This is a genomic window from Rhizobium sp. FG113 (assembly GCF_057809895.1).
The window spans coordinates 135031-153522 of sequence record NZ_JBMDKV010000008.1; the positions used below are offsets into that span (position 1 = coordinate 135031).

Sequence of the window (18492 nt, forward strand, 5' to 3'; positions counted from 1 at the left end):
CATCCGGCGATTCGTTGAGGCCAAAAGGGAAACCTTTTGGCCTCAACTGCGTTTGCAAAATGGAAGCATGGAGAGGTCAATGGTAACGACGCCCGAAAACACGTTCGGTGCAGGACGCAGGATCGCGACCGCGGCGCCATCGAAACGAGACACGCGATTGGACGTTCTGCGCGGTCTCGCGCTCATCACGATCTTTATCAATCACGTGCCCGGCCAGATCTTCGAGCATCTGACCACAAAGAATTACGGCTTCTCTGATGCCGCCGAAGCATTCGTGCTGATCTCGGGCATCGCCGTGGGCATTGCCTACGGCTCGCGCTTCAAAGTCGCCGCCTGGTTTGAGACGGCTAAGAAATCGACGAAGCGCGCCTTCACGCTTTATCTCGCCCACATGATCACGACATTCATGACGCTCGCGCTTTTCATCGCGGGTGCATGGCTGTTCCATCGCGCTGGCCTTCTTTGCGAAATCAACATTCTCGCGGTTCTCACCAACCCGCAGGCCGGGATTCCGGCGCTGATGCTGCTCGGCCACCAGATCGGCTACAACAACATTCTGCCGATGTATGGCGCGCTGATGCTGATGGTCCCCATCATCCTGCTGCTTGAAGCCAAAAGCCCACTGCTGGCATTGCTCGTCTCCGGCTCGGTCTGGCTGCTGTCGGGGATATATGAGATCGCCCCGCACAACACCCTGATCGAGGGTTACTGGTTCCTTAATCCTCTCTCCTGGCAGTTCCTGTTCACGATTGGCATCGTCGGCATGATGCATGTGCGCCGTGGCGGTAAGCTGCCTCAGCACCCGCTGCTGATGGCCCTGGCCGCCGGTTATGTCGCCTTGTCCTTCGTATGGGTCGTCGGTCAGCTCTGGGGCATCGGCAATGCGCTGGCCTCGCTTGGCCTGCCGCCAGTCATCACCGGCTTTGACAAGACCTTCCTGTCCCTGCCGCGTCTTCTGCACGTGCTGGCCCTCACCTACCTTGTGCTCAACATCGGCGCGCTCTCGAACCTGCTGCGCCGCCCCGAGGACAATCCGCTGGTGATCTTTGGCCGCCATTCGCTGAACATCTTCGTCGCCGGCACGATCCTGGCGATGGTCGGTCAGGTGCTGCTCTACATCAACAATGGCGACCGGATCGTTGGCCCGATCTTCGTGGTTCTCGGTATCGTGATCCAGTTCGTCTACGCCTACCACCTGGAGCGCAAGAGAAAGCTCGGTCGCGCCGCTTCCGCCAAGCTGAAGGCACCGCAGGGCCGGGCACTCCAGACAGTCTCCGTACGCGCCGATAACGGCCGTGGCATCAATCGGAAGTGACACAGCAAGGGCCGCGCCAGCGCTATCAGCACAGCGCGCCCCCTAGCAAAAACCTTGACTCCTGTGGAAAACCTTTTAAGAGCAGCGGTGGAAAAGGAATATCCATGGTTCGCCAAGAACACGCCATTGCCGCACGCAGTGACCGGGCACGAGTTGCCGGGATGGTTATGATTTTTCCGGTTTCTTCCAAAACCAAGGCCAAAACGACGACGAAAACCGTCTGACGTCTCTGGCCTGCCGCTCTCTCCCCGGCTCGGCTGGGGACAGAAAGCCGCAATCGTTGCGCGCTTTCCCCCTCACCGAACAAGAGGAGAGATGAGAAAGAGAGCTTGAAAATGGGTTTTAAAGTTGCAGTTGCGGGAGCCACCGGAAATGTCGGCCGGGAGATGCTCAACATCCTTTCCGAACGCGGTTTTCCCGCTGACGAAGTCGTAGCGCTCGCCTCCGCGCGCTCGCAGGGTCTTGAAGTCTCCTACGGCGACAAGACGCTGAAGGTTATGAACCTCGAAAACTACGATTTCTCCGACACCGATATCTGCCTGATGTCTGCTGGCGGCGACGTATCGAAGAAGTGGTCGCCGAAGATCGGCGCGCAGGGCTGCGTCGTGATCGACAACTCCTCCGCATGGCGCTACGACCAGGACGTTCCGCTGATCGTGCCGGAAGTGAACCCTGACGCCATCGAGCAGTTCACCAAGCGCAACATCATCGCCAACCCGAATTGCTCGACCGCCCAGCTCGTCGTGGCTCTGAAGCCGCTTCACGAAGCCGCCACGATCAAGCGCGTCGTCGTCTCGACCTACCAGTCCGTTTCCGGCGCCGGCAAGGATGGCATGGACGAACTCTTCAATCAGACGCGCGCGGTCTTCGTTGCCGATCCGATCGAGAACAAGAAGTTCACCAAGCGTATCGCCTTCAACGTCATTCCGCATATCGATAGCTTCATGGAAGACGGCTACACGAAGGAAGAGTGGAAGGTCCTGGCCGAAACCAAGAAGATGCTCGATCCGAAGATCAAGGTGACCTGCACGGCCGTGCGCGTTCCCGTCTTCATCGGCCACTCGGAATCGGTCAACATCGAGTTCGAAAAGGAAATCACCGCCGATCAGGCTCGCGATATCCTGCGCGATGCCCCTGGTTGCCAGGTGATCGACAAGCACGAGAACGGCGGCTACATCACGCCTTACGAATCCGCCGGTGAAGACGCGACCTTCATCTCGCGCATCCGCGAGGACGCAACCGTCGAGAACGGCCTCAACATGTGGGTGGTTTCCGACAACCTGCGCAAGGGCGCGGCATTGAACGCGATCCAGATCGCCGAACTGCTCGTCAATCGCGGACTTGTGAAGCCACGCAAGCAGGCTGCTTGAATATTTTCTTAACCATGTCTTGTTAAGCCCGTTACTTAAGTTAAGGCTTATTCAGGGGCGCGGGATGTCAGACGGCATCTCGCGCTCGTCAAATGAATGGTCGTGACAACGTTGCCAATAGCGGGCTCCAGTCCGGCTGAAGGCTAGGCTGATCGAGATCGGGGTATTCGATGCGCAAGACAAGACTTTTGCTGGCAGCGGCGGCAGTGTTCGCCATGTTCCAGGCACTTCCGGCAACGGCTGAAGCGGCACCACAGTGCAGCAACACCAGCGCGGGCTTCGACCAGTGGGTGGTTGCCTTCAAGCAGGAAGCAGCGGCAAACGGCGTCAGCCGTTCCGTTCTCGACAAGGCCTTCGCCAACGTCGTCTACAACAGACCGACAATTTCCGCCGACCGCGGACAGAAGAGCTTCAAGCTCTCCTTCGACGCCTTCATGCAGAAGCGCGGCGGCCAGGCCATCATCTCGCGCGGCAAGGGCATGAAGCGCGCCAATGCGGCGCTCTTTGCCAACATCGAACGCAAGTACGGCGTTCCGGCCGGCCCGCTGATCGCGATCTGGGGCATGGAAACCGGTTTCGGCAGCTACATGGGCACCCAGCACACCATGTCCGCTGTCTCCACGCTGGCCTTCGATTGCCGCCGTACCGCCTATTTCACTGACCAGCTCTACGCAGCGCTTCAGCTCGTCGGCGAAGGCTTCCTCAGCCCGCAGGCGCGCGGCGCAGCCCATGGCGAAATCGGTCAGACACAGTTTCTCCCGCGCAACGTCGTGCTCTATGGAGCGGATGGCGATGGTGACGGCCGGGTCGACATGGTCGGCTCACGCGCCGACGCGCTGGCCTCGACCGCGAACTTCCTGAAGGGCCACGGATGGCGTCCGGGTGCCGGTTACCAGCCGGGAGAGCCGAACTTCGCAGCCATCTCGGGCTGGAACGCTGCAACGGTCTATCAGCAGGCGATCGCCTATATCGGCCAGCAGATCGATGCGAACTGATCCACACCTGATGATGAAATGAAAAAGGCGCCGCGGGAAACCGCAGCGCCTTTTTGCTTGGCTCGGATTATCGTGTCAGACGTCAGGGCGAATGAAGTCGCGCGTTTCTGCGTCCATGACCCACAATTCGCCGGTCGAAATATCGAACCAGGCGCCATGAAGCTGGATGTCACCAGCCTCTTCGCGCGCCTTGATCTCCGGAAATGTGCGGAGATTGTCGATCGAGTTGCGGATCGACACACGCTCCAGCGCCGTCTGGCGTTCACCGGGTGTCATCACGTCGTTGCTCTGGATCTGCTCAGCCGCCGGCCGCACCAGCGACATCCAGCGACCGATGAAGTCGCCGGGCGACAACGGCTCGGCATCGGGATCGAGCGCAGCGCGGATACCGCCGCAGCGACCGTGCCCCATGACGACGATATCAGTGACCTTCAGGGCCAGAACCGCGAACTCGAGCGCAGCCGAGGTCGCATGGAAATTGCTATCAGGCTCGTAGGGCGGCACCATGTTGGCTACGTTGCGCACGACGAAGAGCTCGCCGGGCCCGGAATCGAAGATGAGCTCCGGTGCCGCGCGAGAGTCCGAACAGGCAATGACCAGCGTGCTCGGGCTCTGCCCGTGCTCCGCCAACGTCCTGTATCGGTCACGAGCGTCGGCATAACGCCCGCTCATGAAGTTGCGATAGCCGTCGAGAAGTGTATCTGGAAAACGCTGCATGATCTTCGATTACAGCGTGAGCGATGCAAGATCAATATCGCAGCGCCAAATGCGTTAACGGCGCGACCGCTAGCTCTTTCGCCGCTGCGCCGGATGCATCAGATGCCGCATCTGCACCATCGCCATTGGCGTCGACAGGCTGGAGGCGTCGTTTGCGAGCGTCAGCTCATCGCTACCGCGCTTCACCGCCCGAGCCAGCACCTCGTAGACGCTGGCCGTCGCCAGCTGCAACGCCTTTTCGTCTTCCATGCCGGACTGCAGCCGCGATAGGAAAAGCGCGGCGAGAAGATCGCCCAGGCCGTTTGGCGGATTGTCGATCAACCGGTGCTCGGCAAGCAGCGCGTGGCGCCCGGAAAGATAGAGGTTGCCCGTTCCACCAGCCATCATCGGCACCGCCGAGGTCACCAGCATGCGAGCGGGCCCAAGGGCGAGTGCCGCCTCCATGATCTCGGTATTGCTCTCCAGCGGCGCGCCGGACAGCCAGGCAAGTTCGTAGCGATTTGGGGTCGCCAGCGATGCCAGCGGGATCAGATGGTCCCGGATTGCTTCGGCCGTCGCCTCGGGAACATAAAGCCCGCCGAGATCGCCCATCACGGGATCGCAAACGTAAAACAGATCGGGATTTTGCTCCCTGAGCGCGGTGATCAGACGGCCGACGGAGCGGGCTTGCGCGGCATTGCCGAAATAGCCCGAAAGCACCGCCTTGACCTCGCCGATCCACGGCGCGCGAATGAGATCGTCGATCGCCGCGTCGAAATCGGCCTCCGCGAAGGTCAGCCGCGTCGAACGGCCGTGGCCCGGATGCCAGGGTAGAACGATGGTCGGCAGCGCCCATACCTGGTGGCCGAGCGTCTCGAGCGCGAACACCGCCGCCCGATTGCCGACCGATCCACGAACGACGTGGCTCGATATGACGATCACCGTGCCTGCTGCATTCTGCGACATGTTTATCCGATCCGGGTTCCGATCCTCAGTTGATCGTCTTTTTGCTGCGCGACTGTCAACAACTCTTCATTCGGACGTGATCAAACTTCTGGCGACGAAAATCATATTCGGATCATTTTTTACAGAATTGACGACATGCCGGCTAAATTCGCACGAAAACTGCGATCGACGTCCCTATTTTAGCAATTTTTCTGTCAAACCTTCTGCTAACCTGCGCGCAATCGAGAAAATGGGGGACACAGTCAATGGCTGCTCGAAACAATCCGAAACGGGAAAAGCAGATCGAGAGCGCGAACAAGATCGCGACGGCAATGGGCGAGCACTATCTCGCGCCGGATATTCTCTTCGGACGCGCCAGCGGCGATGACCTTGAATCCTACACGCCTGAAATGCTGGCGATTTCCGCCGTCCACTGCGCGGCCGAACTCGCCGCCTGGACCGGCAATGCGCCGCGTGTCACCGTCACCTCGCTCGACAATGTGGAACCGGATGGCGTGGCGGTATCGGTCCTGTCGGTGACCGATCACAACATGCCGTTCCTCTACGAATCGGTCATGGGTGAGGTGACGAGCAGTTACCGCGATCTTTTCATGGCGGTTCATCCCATTCTCGTCATGCAGCCAGGTCACCCGCCGGAACTCTATTCGCCGGATATGCCGGGCGAGCCGGCAAACCGCGTCAGCCACATTCAGCTACACCTCGCCCCACTCACCCCGGCGCAGTCCGCCGATCTGATCGAGCGGATCGAAATCGTCCTCGAACAGGTGCGCCTGTCGGTTTCCGACTGGAAGCCGATGCTGGACAAGCTCGGCACCGCCATCGACGAACTGTCGTCGCGCAATGTCGGCCGCCGCAAGGCAGATCGCGATGAAGCGGTCGCGTTCCTCACATGGCTACGCGACGCCAACTTCACCCTTCTGGGGATGCGCGAATATGTCTATTCCGGCAAGGGCTCGGATGCGAAGGTCGAGCGCGACAAGGGCACGGGGCTCGGCATCCTTTCCAACCCGGATGTCCTGGTGCTCCGGACAGGCCGCGATGCCGTCACCACGACGCCGGAAATCCTCGCCTTCCTTGATGGCCCGGAGTTCCTGATCGTCACGAAGGCGAACGTCAAATCCGTCGTCCACCGCCGCGCCTATATGGACTATGTCGGCGTGAAGCGCTTCGACGAGAGTGGCAATGTCACCGGCGAACTGCGCATTGTCGGCCTTTTCACCTCGACGGCCTATACGTCGCTCGCAACCGACATCCCGCTGCTGCGCTCGAAGGTGGAGAAGGTGAAGGAGCATTTCGGCTTCGATCCGATGAGCCATTCCGGCCGCATGCTCGACAACACGCTGGAATCCTACCCACGCGACGATCTCTTCCAGATCGACACTACCCTACTCGCCACCTTCGCCGAACAGATCAACGATCTCACCGACCGACCGCGTGTGCGGGTGCTGCCGCGCATCGATCACTTCGATCGTTTCGTCTCCGTTATCGTTTACGTGCCGCGCGAGGAATATGATTCGATCGTCCGCGAGAAAATCGGCACCTACCTCAAGACCATCTATGACGGCCGCGTCTCGGCCTACTATCCGGCTTTCCCCGAAGGTGGCGTCGCCCGCGTCCATTTCATCATCGGCCGCTCCGGCGGAAAGACGCCGCGTATCCCTCAGGCGAAGCTCGAAGAAGCGATCCGCGCGATCACTGCCCGCTGGGACGACCGCTTCGAAATGCTTGCCGGTCCGAAGGCGCCCAAGATCAAGGTCAGCAACGCCTACCAGGATCTCTTCCCGCCAGAGGAAACCTTCGCAGACTTCGCCGACATCGTCGCCTGCGCGACGGGCGAGCAGATCCGCATCGAATTCTACACGCGCCTCAAGGACGGCGTGTCGCTGCTCTGCCTGAAGATCTTCCACTTCAATGGCCAACTCGCGCTCTCCCGCCGCGTTCCGCTCCTCGAGAATCTCGGCTTCAGCGTCATCAGCGAAGGCACCTTCGACATCAACGTGACGCTGGCCGACGGCAGCGAGAAGCTGGTCGTGCTGCATGACATGGAACTCGAAGCCCAAAGCGGCGCCGAGATCGATCTGCAGCAGCATGGAGCCGCGCTGGAAGAAGCCTTCCTGTTCGCCTTTGCCGGTGTCATCGACAACGACAACTTCAACCGCCTGATCATCTCGGCCGGCCTGTCGGCCCGCGAAACAAGCGTGTTGCGCGCCTACTCGCGCTATCTGCGCCAGGCTGGTATCGCCTATTCGCAGGATTACATCGCGACGACGCTGGATAAATACCCGGCTATCTCCTCGCTCATCTTCCGCCTGTTCCACGATGGCCTCGACCCGAAACTGACCGAGAAGAACAGGATCAAGAAGGCGACAGATCTTCACGCCAGGATCGAGACCGCGCTGTCGGACGTTCCAAGCCTTGATGACGACCGCATCCTGCGTCGCTACGTCAACGTGGTCGACTCGACGCTACGCACCAACTACTTCCAGCGCAATCCCGACGGTTCCGCAAAGGCGATGCTGGCCTTCAAGCTCGATCCGCATTTGATCGATGGCCTGCCGGCGCCGAAACCGTTCCGGGAGATGTTCGTCTACGGCGTCGAGGTCGAGGGCGTTCACCTGCGCTTCGGCCGGGTGGCGCGCGGCGGCCTTCGCTGGTCGGATCGCGCCGAGGATTATCGCACCGAAGTGCTGGGCCTCGTAAAGGCGCAGCAGGTCAAGAACGCCGTGATCGTGCCTGTCGGCGCCAAGGGCGGCTTCTATCCGAAGAAGCTCCCTGTCGGCGGCAATCGCGACGAGATCTTCAATGCCGGGCGTGAAGCCTACAAGACCTACATCCGTACGCTGCTTTCGATCACCGACAACATTTCCGGCACCGAAATCATCCCGCCTGAAAACACGGTGCGGCTCGATGGCGACGACCCCTATTTCGTCGTCGCCGCCGACAAGGGCACGGCAACCTTCTCCGACACCGCGAATGCGCTGGCGCAGGAGGCAGGCTTCTGGCTCGACGATGCCTTCGCCTCGGGCGGCTCCGCCGGCTATGACCACAAGAAGATGGGCATCACCGCCCGCGGCGCCTGGGAGACCGTGAAGCGCCATTTCCGCGAAATGGACATCGACATCCAGACGACGCCGTTCACGGTCGCGGGCGTTGGCGACATGTCGGGCGACGTGTTCGGCAACGGCATGCTCTTGTCGCCGAAGATCCGGCTTCTGGCCGCCTTCGACCACCGCGACATCTTCATCGATCCCGATCCTGACATGGCCAAGACCTTGGCGGAGCGTCAGCGGCTGTTCAATCTGCCGCGCTCGAGCTGGCAAGACTTCGACAAGAACCTGCTCTCGAAGGGCGGCATGATTATCTCGCGCTCGGCGAAATCGGTGACGCTGACCGCGCCAGCCGCCGCCGCGATCGGCATGGACAAGACGGTCGCGACGCCGTTTGAAGTCATGACCGCGATCCTGAAAAGCCCTGTCGACCTTCTCTGGTTCGGCGGCATCGGCACCTACGTGAAGGCGACATCGGAAACCGACACCGACGTCGGCGACCGCGCCAACGATCCCATCCGCATCAGCGCCGACGAGGTGCGTGCCAAGGTCATCGGCGAGGGTGCCAACCTGGGCGTCACCCAGCGCGGCCGTATCGCCTACGGCCTGAAAGGTGGTCGCTGCAATTCCGATGCGATCGACAACTCCGCCGGCGTCAACACCTCGGACGTCGAAGTAAACATCAAGATCGCGCTCGCCGCCGCCATGCACGACGACCGGCTGACGCGACAGAAGCGTGACCAGCTGCTGTCCTCGATGACCGATGAAGTCAGCAAGCTGGTGCTACGCAACAACTACCTGCAGTCGCTCGCCATCTCGCTGACCGAGCGCAAGGGCACCGCGAACGGCCTCGAACTCACCCGCTTCATGGGCGTTCTGGAGACCGCCAAGCAGCTCAACCGCAAGGTCGAGACGCTTCCCGACGACACCGCCATGGCCGAGCGCTACGCCGCCAACAGACCGCTCACACGGCCGGAGATCGGCGTCCTGCTATCATACGCCAAGATCGTTCTCTTCGACGCGCTCGCGGCAAGCGATCTGCCGGATGATCCCTATTTCGAGGCGACGCTCTCGCAATACTTCCCGGCCAAGATGCGCAAGTCCAACGCGTCGGATATCGCCAACCACCGCCTGAAGCGTGAGATCGTGGCGACGGTGCTGGCCAACGAGGCCATCAACCGCGGCGGCCCGAGCTTTGCCGTCAGCATGATGGACGCGACGGCCGCATCGGCGCCCGAAGTGGTACGCGCCGCCATCATCGCGCGCGACGGCTTCGATCTGAGCCGGCTCTGGAGCGAGACCGATGCGCTCGACGGCCGGATTTCCGGCCAGATGCAGAACCGCATCTACGAGGAGATCAGCCATATCTTCACCGTCCTGACGCGTCTGCTGTTGAAGATGCAGATGGCGAAGGGCGCTATCGCCGAGACCATCGAGAGGCTTCGTGCGGCCTTCAAGAAGCTGCAGCCGGTTTTCGCCAACCAGGTCGTTCCCGAACTCGAGGCGCGCCAGACCGAATATCAAGCCGCCGGCGTGCCGGACAAGCTTGCAGCCGAGATCGCGCATCTGATCGGATTCGCGCTCGTGCCGGAGATCATGCAGATCGCGGAACGCACGGGCGAGCCGCTGATCCGCGCCGCCGAGAGCTATTTCGCGGTGAGCCAGACCTTCCGTATCGGCCGACTGCTGGCGGCCGGTAGCCGCATCACGACCTCCGATCATTACGAAAACCTGGCCCTGGCGCGAAGCCTCGACCAGATCGCGACCGCGCGCCGCGATATCGTGAGCTCCGCCCTATCAAACAACGGCAAGGAAAAGCTGCCGGTGCAGGCATGGCATGCGAGCGACCGGATCAGGATCAACCGCATCGCCGAGGAACTGGCGGGTCTCAGCGAGGGTGGTGATCCGAATCTGGCCCGCATCACCGTCGCCGCCGGCCTGCTGACCGATCTTGCCAGAGACGGGACGAGGTGAGACAGTCCGCTCCCAAATCAGGAGCAGGCCGGTGAATCGCATTGACTGGACGGGAACACAGCCCCAGCGCGCCACGCGCAAGGGCATCTGGGGCTGGATGTTCTTCGACTGGGCCGCGCAACCCTTCTTCACCGTCGTCACCACCTTCATCTTCGGCCCCTACTTCGTGGCCAGGCTGACGGCAGATCCGGTCTCCGCGCAGACGCTCTGGAGCAACATGGCGACGATCTCCTCGGTGATCATCGCCATTCTCTCGCCTATTCTCGGCTCGATCGCCGATCAGTCCGGCGGGCGAAAGCCATGGATCGGCTTCTTCGCCGTCATCAAGATCGCTAGCCTCTGCTGCCTCTGGTTCGCGGCCCCCGGTTCACCGGTCATCTATCCGGTGATCTTCATGATCCTGGCGTCGATCGCCGCGGAATTCTCGATCGTCTTCAACGATTCCATGATGCCGCGCCTCGTCGGCAAGGATGAAGTCGGGCGGCTGTCCAACACCGCCTGGGGCCTCGGCTATCTTGGCGGAATGATCGTGCTGATCGCCGTGGTGGCGCTGCTTGCCGGAAGTCCCGAGACCGGCAAGACGATCCTCGGCCTCGACCCGCTCTTCGGCCTTGATCCGCACACCGGCGAGGATGCGCGCATCACCGGCCCAATCTCGGCCGTCTGGTATCTGATTTTCGTACTGCCGATGTTTCTGTTCACGCCTGACGTGAAAGGCGGCCTTCCCTTCGGCGCCGCCGTCCGCTCCGGGCTGCGTGAAGTCAGGCACACGCTGGCGGAACTGAAAGAGCGCCGCCCGCTCATGCGCTTTCTCGTCGCCCGCATGATCTACCAGGACGGCGTCAACGGCCTGCTGATCCTTGGCGGCGCCTTTGCCGCCGGCATGTTCGGCTGGGCAACCATCGAGATCGGCATCTACGGCATCATCCTCAATGTGGTGGCGATTTTCGGCTGCATCATCGCCGGGCGGATCGATGCGCGCATCGGCTCGAAGGCGACCATCGTCATCAGCCTGACCATGCTGCTTTTGGCGACCTTCGGCATCGTATCGACCGAACCCGGCTATACGCTCTTTGGACTCGTGCCGCTTCCGATGGCGGATTCAGGAGGTCTGTTCGGCACGGCGGCGGAGAAAGCCTATATCGGCTACGGCCTGCTGATCGGCCTGGCATTCGGCCCTGTGCAGGCCTCGTCGCGCTCCTATCTGGCGCGCAGCGTCAACCTTGATGAGGCCGGCCGCTATTTCGGCATTTACGCGCTCTCGGGCCGGGCAACCAGCTTCATGGCGACGCTGCTGTTTTCGATCGTGACTTATGCGACAGGCTCGTCGCATCTCGGCATGGCCACGCTCGTCCTGTTTCTGGCCGGCGGGCTCATCCTGTTGATCCGGACGCCCTATCCGGCGGATAGGGCGTAGCCGTTTTCATCGAAGCTTAGTGGCGGAAGTGGCGCATGCCGGTGAAAACCATCGCCACATTGTGCTCGTTCGCCGCATCGATCACTTCCTGGTCGCGCATCGAGCCGCCTGGCTGCACGACGGCCGTGGCACCGGCGGCAATCGCCGACAGCAGCCCGTCCGCGAACGGGAAGAAGGCTTCAGACGCAACAGCGGAGCCCTTGGTCATCGGCTCGGCCCAGCCCATCGCCTTGGCGGCATCCTCAGCCTTCAGCGCGGCGATGCGGGCGGAATCGATGCGGCTCATCTGGCCGGCGCCGATACCGGCCGTCTGGCCGTCCTTCGCATAGACGATGGCGTTCGACTTGACGTGCTTGGCAACCGTATAGGCGAATTTCAGGTCCACCAGTTCCTGCGCCGTCGGCTGGCGGTTGGTGACGACCTTGAGCTCGATATCATCGATCATGCCGTTGTCACGGCTCTGCACCAGCAGGCCGCCGGCAACGGTCTTCGCCGTGAGGCCGCGCGAGCGCGGATCGGGCAGGCCGCCGGTCACGAGTAGGCGCAGGTTCTTCTTGGCGGCGATCACCGCCTTGGCCTCTTCCGTCACTTCAGGCGCGATGATCACTTCGGTGAACAGCTTGACGATCTCTTCCGCCGTCTCGGCATCGAGCAGCTGGTTGAGCGCGATGATGCCGCCGAAAGCGGACGTGCTGTCGCAGGCGAGCGCCCGAAGATAGGCGTCCTTCAGCGTCGGGCCGGTGGCGACGCCGCACGGATTGGCATGCTTGATGATCGCGCAGGCCGGGCCGGTCTTCTCGGGCGAAAACTCGCCGATCAGCTCGAAGGCGCCGTCCGTGTCGTTGATGTTGTTGTAGGAGAGCTGCTTGCCCTGCAGAAGCGTTGCCGTGGCAACACCCGGACGGTTTTCGCCGGTCACATAGAAGCCGGCCGTCTGGTGCGGGTTTTCGCCGTAGCGCATTTCTTCCTTCAGCACGCCACCGATGACCCGGTGACGCGGCGTGTCAATCGACAGCGCCTCGGCGAACCAGTTAGAGATCATCGCATCGTAGGCGGCCGTGCGCGCATAGGCCTTGGCGGCGAGGCGCTGGCGGAAGGCATAGCTGGTCTGGCCGGCATCGGACGAAAGCTGCTCGAGAAGCTCCGGATAGTCAGCCGGATCAGTCAGGATCGCCACATAGGCGTGGTTCTTGGCCGAGGCGCGGATCATCGCCGGGCCGCCGATGTCGATATTCTCGACGGTGGTCGGATAATCGCCACCCGCCGCACGCACATCCTCGAAGGGATAGAGGTTGATGACGGCGAGGTCGATGCCATCGATACCATGCGCCTTCATCGCTTCCTGGTGCTCGGCATCGTCACGGATCGCCAGCAGTCCACCGTGAACCTTGGGATGCAGCGTCTTGACGCGGCCGTCCATGATCTCCGGAAAGCCTGTGACGTCGGAAACGTCGGTGACATCAAGGCCGGCAGCTGCGATCGCCTTGTGGGTGCCGCCGGTCGACAGCAGCCGGACGCCCTTTTCGGCAAGCGCGCGCGCGAGGTCTACGATGCCGGTCTTGTCGGACACGGAGAGCAAGGCGGTCTTGACGGCAACCTTGTCGGGGGCGGGGATTTTCTTGGAAACAACGGCCATGTGGCTTCTCCGTTCGATCTTCGGGAGACATCCGGCGAGGTGCGCGGAATATGGCGCCGCGTTAGCACAGCTTTGCGTCGGCGAAAACAGCCGCTAGCTTCTGCGGGACAAAAACCACCGTATTTCCGGCTTTTCCGGATAGGCGAAGCTGATTTCCATCTGATCGGAGGCGCAGATGCCGGAGGCATCGGCAAAGAACACGTCCTCGGCGATCTCGACCGTATTGCCTGGCGAAGAGAACAACCAGCTCTCGCCATCTGGCGCCGTCATCAGGATGGACTCCCGGTCCATCTGTTTCAGATTGATCGACGGGTGGGCGTGAAAACGCGCAACGGCCTGCAGTTCTCCTTCGCCTCTGCGCTCTTCCGAAACAGCAAGGCGATCGAGCCCGGTCATGATCGACCCCGTGGCGTTCAAGGTGAGCTCACGCTCGTGCAGGACGCCGAACTCCTTCAGATAGCCGTCATGGCTCGCCTTGACGACATCCCGGCCGTCGTCCGCCACCACGCGATCGACCTGAACCGTCTTCACCGGATCGGTGATGAGATGCGCCAGGAAATCGGAAGACGCGAACCGGCTGGAGGACGTATCGTTGAGCGTCACGGTCGTATGCGCCGCCGTTGTACGCGCGACCTGCACATAGCGGTTGCCGGCAAATTTCGGCGAGCCCGAATTCACGATAAAGCGATGCCGGCCTGATGACATCTCGAAGGACAGGCATCCTGCATGAACAGTGCGCGAGAGGTTACCAGCAGGCGGAAGGCCGGTATCGGCGATAACGACGGTGCGCCCGGCCGCCAGGCGTTGATACCGCGAATGCGGCATCGCCTTGAACGGCTCGCCCGCCGTCTCGTCGTAGCGCAGCAGCGAAACGATCTCATTCGCCGACGTCGAGGTCGCGCCGTTGAACAGAGCGAGATCGCCATCCTGATGTCGGAAGAAGCGCAGCGCCGGGTACATGCGATCGATGCCGGATATCAGCTTCTGCGGCAGATCGTGGCCGAGATTGATATAGGTCTGCCGCAACGGCAGCAGATCGAGCAGGAGTTCGAGCGCGACACGCGGATTACGCGACACGTGCCCCCCATCCGGCAGAATCTGGCTATCGAACTCGACATCGAGCGCTTCGGAGGATTTGCGGATCACGCTGGCGCGCACCGGCATGGAGATCGAGGCCATGGCAAGCGCAAGGCGCACCCGAAAACGCACCTCGCCGGGCGGCGCATAGCGTGCCATGCGGCGCAGGAAGCGGACCTGAAACGCGAGCGAGCGGACGAACCGGCGATAAAAGCCGCGATCGGCATTCTGCAGCACGACAGGTGAATGCGACAGCCACGCAATGACGCGCGTCGCCGTGACATCGATCTCCCAGGCAATGCCCTCCATCCGGCCGCCATGAATGGACAGCCAGCTATTGACGATGGCGCGGGCGACGTTGGAATGCAGATCGTTCTTCTTGGAACGCATATGGCGCAGCCAGCCGAAGCCATGGAGCTTGATGGCAAAGGCGCGCGACGGTAGGCTAAACGTGAACGGCGACTTTCCGCCGGTCTCCAGCATGCGGCCGGCAAGCGGGAAGCGACCGTTGATGATTTCCTCGGCGACATGCGAATCGACGGGCCTGAGATCCGTCGGCGCCACGATCAGCCGCTCGGGCACATAGACCGTGTGACGAAACAACTTGAGGCGCAGAAGTGCAGCACGGCAAAGTACCCGCCGCCAAGCCTCCCGCAGGTAAAGACCTGAAAACCGTCCGGACCGCATTTCGATTGTCTATTGACCCATATCGTTAGGATTGGATGGACAAGTCCGGAAACGGCACTGACCGTCGATGATTCTGCAACAATGCTTAACTATGCCAGTTGCTCTTCGATCAGGCAACACGGCGCAACACGGCCGCATAAAAACCGTCCAGACCCGGCGCGAAACCAGCTGGCAGCTTCAGCATGTCGGGTGTCGTGCGGAACTCGCCAAGCGGACTGATTGCCTCTTCCAGCCCCGGCCAGCGGCTCGGCTCGATCGCCACGCGCTCGAATCCTTTGGTGTCCTTGAGCACCCGCGCCACGACGTCTTCACCTTCGCTCGGATCAAGCGAGCAGTTGGAAAACACGATCGTGCCGCCGGGCTTCAACAGCTGCAGCGCATGGCGAAGCAGACGCTCCTGCAGCGCGGCGAGCTTTGCGATATCTTCCGGCCCCTTGGTCCAAAGCACGTCGGGATGCCGCCGCGTCGTGCCGGTAGAAGAGCAGGGCGCGTCGAGCAGGATGGCGTCGAAGAGTTCGTCGGGCGTGAACTTGGTCAGATCCTGCGCCATCGTTTCTGCCGATAACTGGAGACGATCAAGGTTCGAACGCAAGCGCTTGATACGGTTTTCAGACTGCTCGACGGCGGTCACAATGCCGCCCGCCAGGATCAGTTGCGCGGTCTTGCCACCAGGAGCGGCGCAGAGATCGGCAACACGCTTGCCGGACAGATCGCCGAAGAGCTGCGCCGGGATGCTCGCCGCCGCGTCCTGCACCCACCACAATCCCTCGTCGAAACCTTCGAGAGACGGAATGGAGCCATCGAATGCGGCAAGCCGGACCCCGCCGGTCGGCAACACGATACCGTTCAGCTTTTCAGCCCAGGCCTGTGGATCCGATTTGACCGTCAGGTCGATGGCAGCGGGCTGCAGCTGGGAATCCGAAATCGCCAGCCCCGCTTCAAGGCCGTAGGCTTTTTCCAATCGCTCAAGAAACCAACCAGGCATCGAGGGAATGTCGTCGATCTGGCGAAGGATCTCTTCCTTCTCGCGCCCAAGGCGACGCAGCACAGCATTCACCAGCTTGGCGAAGCGCCGGTTTCTCGGGTCGAGATTGGCCTGCTCGACGGCAATGTCGACCGCGGCATGATCGGGAACGTCGAGATAGAGGATCTGAGCCGCCGCGATCGAGAGCACGTGCTGCAACGAGCGCGCACCCTCCGGCAAAGGCGATTCGAGCAACGATGACACCGCGGCCTCGATGCGGGGCAGGTGACGCAGCGTGGTGTTCAAAATTGCGCGGACAAGACCACGGTCGTCGTCGGCCAACGCCTTGTAAGCCGGATTGCCATGTTCATGGTCGAGCGCGCCATCAAGCGAGAGCTTGCGGTCGATGACGGCAGCCAAAATCTTCGAGGCTGCGGCACGCGCCTGCAGACCAGGCTTCGCGGAAGCGGACGATTCCTCCGGCGTCGACGACTTTTGTTTGCGAAATGGCTTTTTCTTACCGTCTGAACTCAAGACCAGGGACCCTTTGGCGGTTGCGAGCCACCGCGGCCAAGGCCGGCATCCGGAACTGAGCGCGATTTGCGCACGGGATTAGCAGCACGAGCCGACGGCGTCGAGTTATTCATGCCGCCTCTTGCCATTTCCTGCAGCGCGGCGATGCGGTTTTCCGTATTCGGGTGGGTCGAAAACAGGTTGTCCATGCCCGCACCCGTCAATGGATTGATGATGAACATGTGCGCCGTCGCCGGATTGCGTTCCGCGTCATAGTTCGGAATGTTCGAGGCGCCACGGGCGATCTTGCCCAGCGCGGAGGCCAGCCAAAGCGGGTTGCCGCAAATCTCGGCGCCACGCCGGTCGGCCGAATACTCGCGCGTACGGCTGATCGCCATCTGCACCAGCATGGCGGCCATCGGCGCGACGATCATTGCCAGCAGAACGCCCACGAAGCCGAGCGGATTGTTGTTGTTCTCGCGGTTGCCGCCGAAGAAGAAGGCAAAATTGCCGAGCATCGAAATGGCGCCGGCAAGCGTCGCCGTAATCGTCATCGTCAGCGTGTCGCGGTTTTGGACGTGCGCGAGCTCATGGGCCATCACGCCTGCAACCTCTTCCGGCGACAGCGCGCTCAACAGGCCCGTCGACGCGGCCACTGCGGCATTCTCCGGATTGCGGCCCGTCGCGAAAGCGTTCGGCTGCGGGCTGTCATAGAGATAGACCTTCGGCATCGGCAGGCCGGCATTGTGCGAGAGATCACGGATGATGTTGAAGAACTCCGGCGCGTTGCGCTCATCGATCTCCTGGGCACGGTAAGCCGAAAGCACCATGCGGTCGGAATTCCAGTAGGAGAAGAAGTTCATGCCGGCCGCAACCAGGAACGCGATCATCATGCCGCTACGGCCACCGATCATGAACCCGACGACCATGAACAGTGCCGTCATGAAGGCAAGCAACATGGCAGTACGGACAAGGTTCATCATCATCTCCATTTCAGGCGAGCGCCGTTTGCGCTCAAAGGGTTTCAATCGCCGCGTCGGCGTCCTATAAACTGGTTATTCATCGGCCATTTTCAATATTTTCAAGCGGGCGTGCGTGATGCAGGAAGCGGACAACGACAATATCGAAGCTCTGGCCGAGGAGGGCACCGAGCGCCCGCGCAAGATGCTCTCGCCCGCCGCCAAGCGTGCGCTTGCCGAAGCCGAGGAGCGTCGCCGCAACGAACAGCCGGCCGATATGCCGACCGAGATCGGTGGGCGAGGGGGTGCCGATCCGGCCCGCTTCGGCGATTGGGAAATAAACGGTCGCGCCATCGACTTCTAAGTAAATATTCCTATTGACTTCGCATGAATATCGGAATTTATTCCTGATATGTTCACGCGCGCCATCACAGCACTAGCGATCCTTGCGGCAATTTCGATGCCGGCTTTCGCGCGCGATGAGATCGCCGGGCCTGTGTCGGCTGAAATTCTGCGCGTGATCGATGGAGACACCTTGCTGGTCGCCGCTCGCCCGTGGCCGCAGCAGACCGTGGAAGTCTATGTCCGAATTCGTGGCATCGATACGCCCGAGATGCACTCAAAATGCGCTGCGGTCAGGCGCGCGGGGATCGATGCCCGCCAAGTGTTGGAAGAGCTCACCGACAACTCACCGCAAGTGCAGCTGACCCGCATTTCCGGCGACAAGTATTTCGGCCGCATCCTGGCCGACGTGACGCTATCCGATGGGCGGAATCCGGCTCAGTATATGCTGGGCGAGGGGATCGCCGTTGCCTACGACGGCGGTCGGAAGCCGAAGATGCCATGCCCCGACCAAGATTAAGGCCGCTCCGGTTT

General features: G+C 61.6%; 14 protein-coding genes. 8 read left to right on the forward strand and 6 right to left on the reverse strand.

Going from position 1 to position 18492, the window contains the following annotated elements; genetic code table 11:
• The first annotated feature begins 79 nt into the window (after positions 1–79).
• The 4 genes from ACODTZ_RS19515 to ACODTZ_RS19530 all read left to right on the forward strand — a co-directional run bounded on the left by ACODTZ_RS19515 (position 80) and on the right by ACODTZ_RS19530 (position 3680).
• Entirely contained in the window at positions 80–1315 is a 1236-nt protein-coding gene (locus tag ACODTZ_RS19515; RefSeq protein WP_489027345.1) for an OpgC family protein, read from the forward strand.
• A complete protein-coding gene (locus ACODTZ_RS19520) occupies positions 1312–1539 on the forward strand; it encodes a hypothetical protein (protein ID WP_489027347.1) in 228 nt (75 codons plus the stop codon). Before ACODTZ_RS19515 ends, ACODTZ_RS19520 begins: the two co-directional genes overlap by 4 nt.
• Before the next feature lie 111 nt (positions 1540–1650).
• Complete coding sequence (locus ACODTZ_RS19525; protein WP_026283462.1) at positions 1651–2685, forward strand: aspartate-semialdehyde dehydrogenase; 1035 nt, start codon at positions 1651–1653, stop codon at positions 2683–2685.
• Between the two features lie 170 nt (positions 2686–2855).
• Positions 2856–3680 (forward strand): lytic murein transglycosylase, encoded by an 825-nt coding sequence (locus ACODTZ_RS19530; RefSeq protein ID WP_113011936.1) that lies wholly within the window; start codon positions 2856–2858, stop codon positions 3678–3680.
• Between the two features lie 75 nt (positions 3681–3755).
• Here the strand turns inward: ACODTZ_RS19530 and ACODTZ_RS19535 are convergent, their stop codons facing one another.
• Both ACODTZ_RS19535 and pdxY read right to left on the reverse strand, forming a co-directional pair.
• Positions 3756–4397, reverse strand: a complete 642-nt coding sequence (locus tag ACODTZ_RS19535; protein ID WP_018901094.1) for a carbonic anhydrase — start codon at positions 4395–4397, stop codon at positions 3756–3758.
• Positions 4398–4466: 69 nt separating this feature from the next.
• Positions 4467–5342, reverse strand: coding sequence for a pyridoxal kinase PdxY (gene pdxY / locus ACODTZ_RS19540; protein ID WP_111562716.1), 876 nt, complete (start codon positions 5340–5342; stop codon positions 4467–4469).
• Between the two features lie 245 nt (positions 5343–5587).
• Between pdxY and ACODTZ_RS19545 the strand changes: the two genes are divergently transcribed.
• Together ACODTZ_RS19545 and ACODTZ_RS19550 are read left to right on the forward strand one after the other, a co-directional pair.
• The gene (locus ACODTZ_RS19545) at positions 5588–10363 is read left to right on the forward strand and encodes an NAD-glutamate dehydrogenase (RefSeq protein ID WP_489027350.1); all 4776 of its coding nucleotides are present in this window, start codon (positions 5588–5590) and stop codon (positions 10361–10363) included.
• A gap of 31 nt (positions 10364–10394) precedes the next feature.
• On the forward strand, positions 10395–11780 hold the full coding sequence (locus ACODTZ_RS19550) for an MFS transporter (protein ID WP_489027352.1): 1386 nt from the start codon (positions 10395–10397) through the stop codon (positions 11778–11780).
• A gap of 16 nt (positions 11781–11796) precedes the next feature.
• Here the strand turns inward: ACODTZ_RS19550 and purH are convergent, their stop codons facing one another.
• The 4 genes from purH to htpX form a co-directional block, all read right to left on the reverse strand.
• Positions 11797–13416, reverse strand: a complete 1620-nt coding sequence (gene purH / locus ACODTZ_RS19555) for a bifunctional phosphoribosylaminoimidazolecarboxamide formyltransferase/IMP cyclohydrolase (protein WP_018901098.1) — start codon at positions 13414–13416, stop codon at positions 11797–11799.
• 93 nt (positions 13417–13509) lie between these two features.
• Positions 13510–15180: a heparinase II/III family protein gene (locus tag ACODTZ_RS19560; protein WP_489027354.1), complete on the reverse strand. Its 1671-nt coding sequence runs from the start codon at positions 15178–15180 to the stop codon at positions 13510–13512.
• 109 nt (positions 15181–15289) lie between these two features.
• On the reverse strand, positions 15290–16684 hold the full coding sequence (locus ACODTZ_RS19565; protein ID WP_489027448.1) for an RsmB/NOP family class I SAM-dependent RNA methyltransferase: 1395 nt from the start codon (positions 16682–16684) through the stop codon (positions 15290–15292).
• Positions 16675–17637 (reverse strand): zinc metalloprotease HtpX, encoded by a 963-nt coding sequence (gene htpX, locus ACODTZ_RS19570; RefSeq protein WP_026283465.1) that lies wholly within the window; start codon positions 17635–17637, stop codon positions 16675–16677. The genes ACODTZ_RS19565 and htpX overlap by 10 nt, the downstream gene beginning before the upstream one ends.
• 118 nt (positions 17638–17755) lie before the next feature.
• Between htpX and ACODTZ_RS19575 the strand changes: the two genes are divergently transcribed.
• Positions 17756–17980, forward strand: a complete 225-nt coding sequence (locus tag ACODTZ_RS19575) for a DUF1674 domain-containing protein (protein WP_112980301.1) — start codon at positions 17756–17758, stop codon at positions 17978–17980.
• A 48-nt stretch (positions 17981–18028) separates the two neighbouring features.
• On the forward strand, positions 18029–18478 hold the full coding sequence (locus ACODTZ_RS19580; RefSeq protein ID WP_489027357.1) for a thermonuclease family protein: 450 nt from the start codon (positions 18029–18031) through the stop codon (positions 18476–18478).
• Positions 18479–18492: the final 14 nt, after the last annotated feature.